This window comes from uncultured Campylobacter sp. (assembly GCF_938045775.1).
In the GTDB taxonomy this organism is placed as follows: domain Bacteria; phylum Campylobacterota; class Campylobacteria; order Campylobacterales; family Campylobacteraceae; genus Campylobacter_B.
This window is the reverse complement of record NZ_CALIBH010000046.1, coordinates 1-4,241: the sequence shown is the minus strand read 5'-3', so window position 1 is coordinate 4,241 and position 4,241 is coordinate 1. Positions and strand designations below refer to the sequence as shown.

Below are 4,241 nucleotides of genomic sequence, written 5' to 3'. Positions count from 1 at the left end.
GCGATGAGTATTTGCCAAATGCGCGTCCGCCGCGGGCTTCGATCCGCAGAGTGCGTATTGCGCCGAAGTGCTCCGCGATTGCAAAGCATGTCGCGCCCTGCCACGTGCATAGCTCCGCATCGTGCGAGCAAGCGCGAGCTGCGTAAATAAAATTTTATGAAATTTAGAAGTTTTAAATTCCAAATTTCATAGAATTTTGCGAAACGCAAATTTTAAAATTCCATAGAATTTTGGAATTTCGGAAAGGAAAAGAGATGGATTATCTTTGCGCCCCTTGGCGAAGCGAGTATTTTACCGAAAAAAGAAGCGGCTGTCCCTTCTGCGACGCGGCGGCGGATGCGGCGTTCGACGATCGCAACGGCGTGCTTTTTCGCGCGCGGCATTGCTTCGGGGTGATGAACCTCTACCCATACAGCCCGGGCGCGTTTATGGTGATACCCTACGAGCACGCCGATAATATCGAGTGCCTTAGCGATGATGCGTGGGCGGAGATGAGCCGCTACGTGCGCGCCGGAGTGGGGATTTTAAAGCGCACGCTGGGCGCAAACGGCGTAAATATCGGCATGAACCTCGGCGCCGCCGCGGGTGCGGGTATCGCCGAGCACGTGCACTATCATCTCGTGCCGCGGTGGCAGCGCGATACGAATTTCATCACGACGATCGCAAACGTCCGCGTAAACGGCGTTTCGTTCGCCCCGCTTTTTGAGAAGCTCAAGGCGACTTACGCGGAGATTAAAATTTAAATTCGGAAGATCGAGATGGTATCGGCATGGGTTAAAAAGAACGATAAATGGGGTTTTATCGATAAAACAGGAAAGGAGATAACTTCTTGCATCTATGATGACGTTTCGTATTTTAGCGAAGGCCTAGCATGCGTTAGAAAGAACGATAAATTCGGCTTCGTCGATAAAACGGGCAAAGAAGTTATCCCCTGCATATATGATCGGACCGAGGAGTTTTGTGAGGGCTTAGCGTGGGTTAATAAGAATGATAAATTCGGCTTTATCGATAAAACGGGGAAAGAGGTGATTTCTTGTATATATGATGATGCTTATAATTTTGAGGAAGGACTGGCGGAAGTTCAAAAAAGCGGCTATTGGGGTTTTATCGATAAAACCGGCAAAGAGATCGTTCCTTGTATATATGATGGCGTTGGCGTTTTTCGCGAAGGCTTGGCGGACGTTAAAAAGAACGATTATTGGGGATATATCGATGAAACGGGAAAAGAAGTTATTCCTTGCATATATGATCGGACCGGGAGTTTTTGCGAAGGCTTAGCAAAGATTGAAAAGGACGGCAAATGGGGCTTTATCGATAAAACGGGCACAGAGGTAGTGTCTTGTATATACGAGCTTGTTTGGGATTTTGACAATACTTTGTGCGGATATTATGACGAAATCAAATATTGCGAAGGATACGTTAAAGTCAAAAAAGACGGCAAATGGGGGCTGCTAGATGATGAGGATAATGAAATTGTAAAGCCGGTGTTTTATGACGAAGTAGAATTTGTGAAAGTTTTAAGCGACGACTATATCAAGATTATTTTAGACGGTCGCGAAATAATCGTTGATAAAAACGGCAAGATAATATCGTAAATTTAAAGGAGAGATAATGATTAGCGTAGAGCAGGCGATCGAGGATCTGAAAAACGGCAAAATGCTCGTTATGGTCGATGACGTCGATCGCGAGAACGAGGGCGATTTGGTGTTTGCGAGCACCTTTAGCAGCGCACAGAAGGTAAATTTCGCGATCACGCACGCCCGCGGAGTGCTGTGCGTGGCGCTTAGCCCGCAGATTGCGCAGCAGCTAGATCTAAATTTGATGGTCGATAAAAACACTTCGAGCCACGAGACCGCCTTTACCGTCACGATCGACGCGAAGGGCGCCAAGACGGGCGTAAGCGCGTATGAGCGCAATATGACGATCGAGCTGATGTCGCGCGTGGGCGCTCGCGCAGATGATTTCGTCCGTCCAGGACATATATTCCCGCTCATCGCCAAAAGCGGCGGCGTGCTCGCTCGCACGGGCCACACTGAGGGCTCTACGGATCTATGCCGCTTGGCGGGGCTTTCGCAAAGCGCCGTGATCTGCGAGATCGTCAAAGACGACGGCGATATGGCGCGCAGGGACGATCTGGAGAAATTCTGCGCGCAGCACGACATCAATATGATCTCGGTCGCGCAGATCGTGCAGTACCGCCTAAAACACGAAACTCTCGTTAAATTTAGCGAGCTGTGTGACAGCGCGCTGTGCGGCGAGGCGGCGAAATTTTACGACGTGAGCGATCACGAGGGCAACGAGCACCGCGCATATATTTTCGGCGAGCCAGAAAAGAGCGCGCAGACGAACGTGAAATTTCATAAAATTTCAAGCGATCTGGAATTTTTAAGCGATATGAAATTTAACGATTTCATGCGCGATCTGGACGTTTTGCGCAATGAAGGCGGCGTGCTTTTGATGCTAAAATCCGCGCAAAATCGCGCCGATTTTAAGAGCTTCGGCATCGGAGCGCAAATTTTAGCGCATCTGGGCGTGAGAAAAATCAAAATTTTAAGCAAGAGCGAGCCGAAAGACTACGCGGGGCTTAGCGGATTCGGGATCGACATAGTTTGATAGTTCATATCGATTTGGACAGCTTCTTCGTCTCTGTAGCGAGGCTTGCCGATCCCGCACTTGCGGGCAAAAAGATCGCAGTCGTCGGAGGCGGCGACGAGGAGATTTTCGGCGGCAAGAGCGAGCTTGGCAGCGTGATTTTAAGCGCGAGCTATGAGGCCAGAGCGGACGGCGTGCACTCGGCTCAGCCCGTTAAAATCGCGCTCGGACTCTGCCCGCAGCTCATTTTGGTGCGCGCCAGACATGGCGAATACCGAAAAATTTCACGCGAAATTTATGAGTTTTTACTAAACTTTACGCCAGAGATCGAAAAATTTAGCATCGACGAGTTTTTTCTAAATTTACGCGGCACGCCCTACGACGCGGACGCGCTGAGCTTTGCTGCGTTTTTGCAAAGTGAAATCATGCGCCGCTTTAGCCTTCCGTGTAGCGTCGGTCTTAGCGAAGCAAAACTGATCGCAAAACTCGCTACGAGCCTTGCTAAACCCTTCGGCGTGCGGCAAATTTTAAAATCGCAAATCGCGCGCGAGCTATCCGCCGTGCCGGTAGCGAAATTCCCGGGCATCGGCAAGGCGGCGCAAAAAACGCTCGGCAAATACGGCATCATAAGCTTCGGCGACGCGTTAGGGCACAGAGAAATTTTTGAAAAGATTGGCGCAAACGGCAGGAAAATTTTCGCAGCCCTTAGCGGCGAGGATGAGGGCGAGGTCGTCTCAAAGCGCGAGCGCAAAAGTATCGGCTTTGGACGCAGTTTCGCGCCGTGCGCCGATCGGGACGAGCTGCGGCGTAAAATTTTAATTTTGGCGCGCCATTTGGCGGGCGAAGTGCTCGCCAGAGGCCTAAAGCCCGCGACTTATGATCTAAAGATCCGCTATAAATCGCGCGAGGAGTTTTCGCACCAGATCAGCCAGGATAGGGCGTTTAGTCTAAACTTGTTGAGCGAGACCGCGCTTGAGCTGTTTAGGCTCTGCGACGTGAAAAAAGGTGCGCAGATAATCCACGTAGCGCTAAATCTTTCAAATTTTAGCGGCAGATCGGGCGGCTCGCTGCTCTTTGGCGAGATCGATAAGAAGCAGCAGAGCTTGGATCGATCTTTAAGCAGGATTTGGGAAAAATTCGGCATCGAAAAGCTAAAAAAAGCGAGCGAAATTTGATTAAATTTAAAGGAAAAAGATGAAATTAGGCGAGCTATACTCGGTGATCTGCATAATCTTTGCGACGAATTTCAGGGGCGTGATAGATGAGCAGAAGTTGCGCAGCTTGGGCAAAAACTGGATCATCGTAAATAAAAATATCGAGAACAAAAACGGCCACGAGCTTTGGCAGAAAGTACAGGGCGAGGACTATGCGGCGCTAGGGCGCGATTTTGAGGCGCTAAAAGGGGCGTTTGAGATGGATTTTTTCAAACTCATAAGCGAAAGCGAAGTGGAGCTGTTTTATGAAAAATGCCGCTTCAAAAAGCCTTTCGCGGAGCTTAAAAGCGCTCACGCAGCCAATATGCTAGCACTGCTTGCTATGATCTTTAAGCAAAACACGGACGCGAAATCGCATAAAATTTTGACGCTATATCTGGCGCAATTTATCATTCCTAGCTTTTCCGCGCTTGCTACGCACGTGCAGATAAACGC

General features: G+C 49.5%; 5 protein-coding genes. All 5 read left to right on the top strand.

The window, feature by feature from the left end; genetic code table 11:
* Positions 1-254 precede the first annotated feature (254 nt).
* Positions 255-743 (top strand): HIT domain-containing protein, encoded by a 489-nt coding sequence (locus Q0238_RS01370; RefSeq protein ID WP_297942141.1) that lies wholly within the window; start codon positions 255-257, stop codon positions 741-743.
* A gap of 15 nt (positions 744-758) precedes the next feature.
* Positions 759-1,595 (top strand): WG repeat-containing protein, encoded by an 837-nt coding sequence (locus Q0238_RS01365; RefSeq protein ID WP_297942138.1) that lies wholly within the window; start codon positions 759-761, stop codon positions 1,593-1,595.
* Positions 1,596-1,611: 16 nt separating this feature from the next.
* On the top strand, positions 1,612-2,613 hold the full coding sequence (locus tag Q0238_RS01360; protein ID WP_297942136.1) for a bifunctional 3,4-dihydroxy-2-butanone 4-phosphate synthase/GTP cyclohydrolase II: 1,002 nt from the start codon (positions 1,612-1,614) through the stop codon (positions 2,611-2,613).
* Positions 2,610-3,767: a DNA polymerase IV gene (locus Q0238_RS01355; RefSeq protein ID WP_297942134.1), complete on the top strand. Its 1,158-nt coding sequence runs from the start codon at positions 2,610-2,612 to the stop codon at positions 3,765-3,767. The genes Q0238_RS01360 and Q0238_RS01355 overlap by 4 nt, the downstream gene beginning before the upstream one ends.
* 19 nt (positions 3,768-3,786) lie before the next feature.
* Positions 3,787-4,241: hypothetical protein (locus tag Q0238_RS01350; RefSeq protein WP_297942131.1), on the top strand; the 455-nt coding region annotated here is incomplete at its 3' end.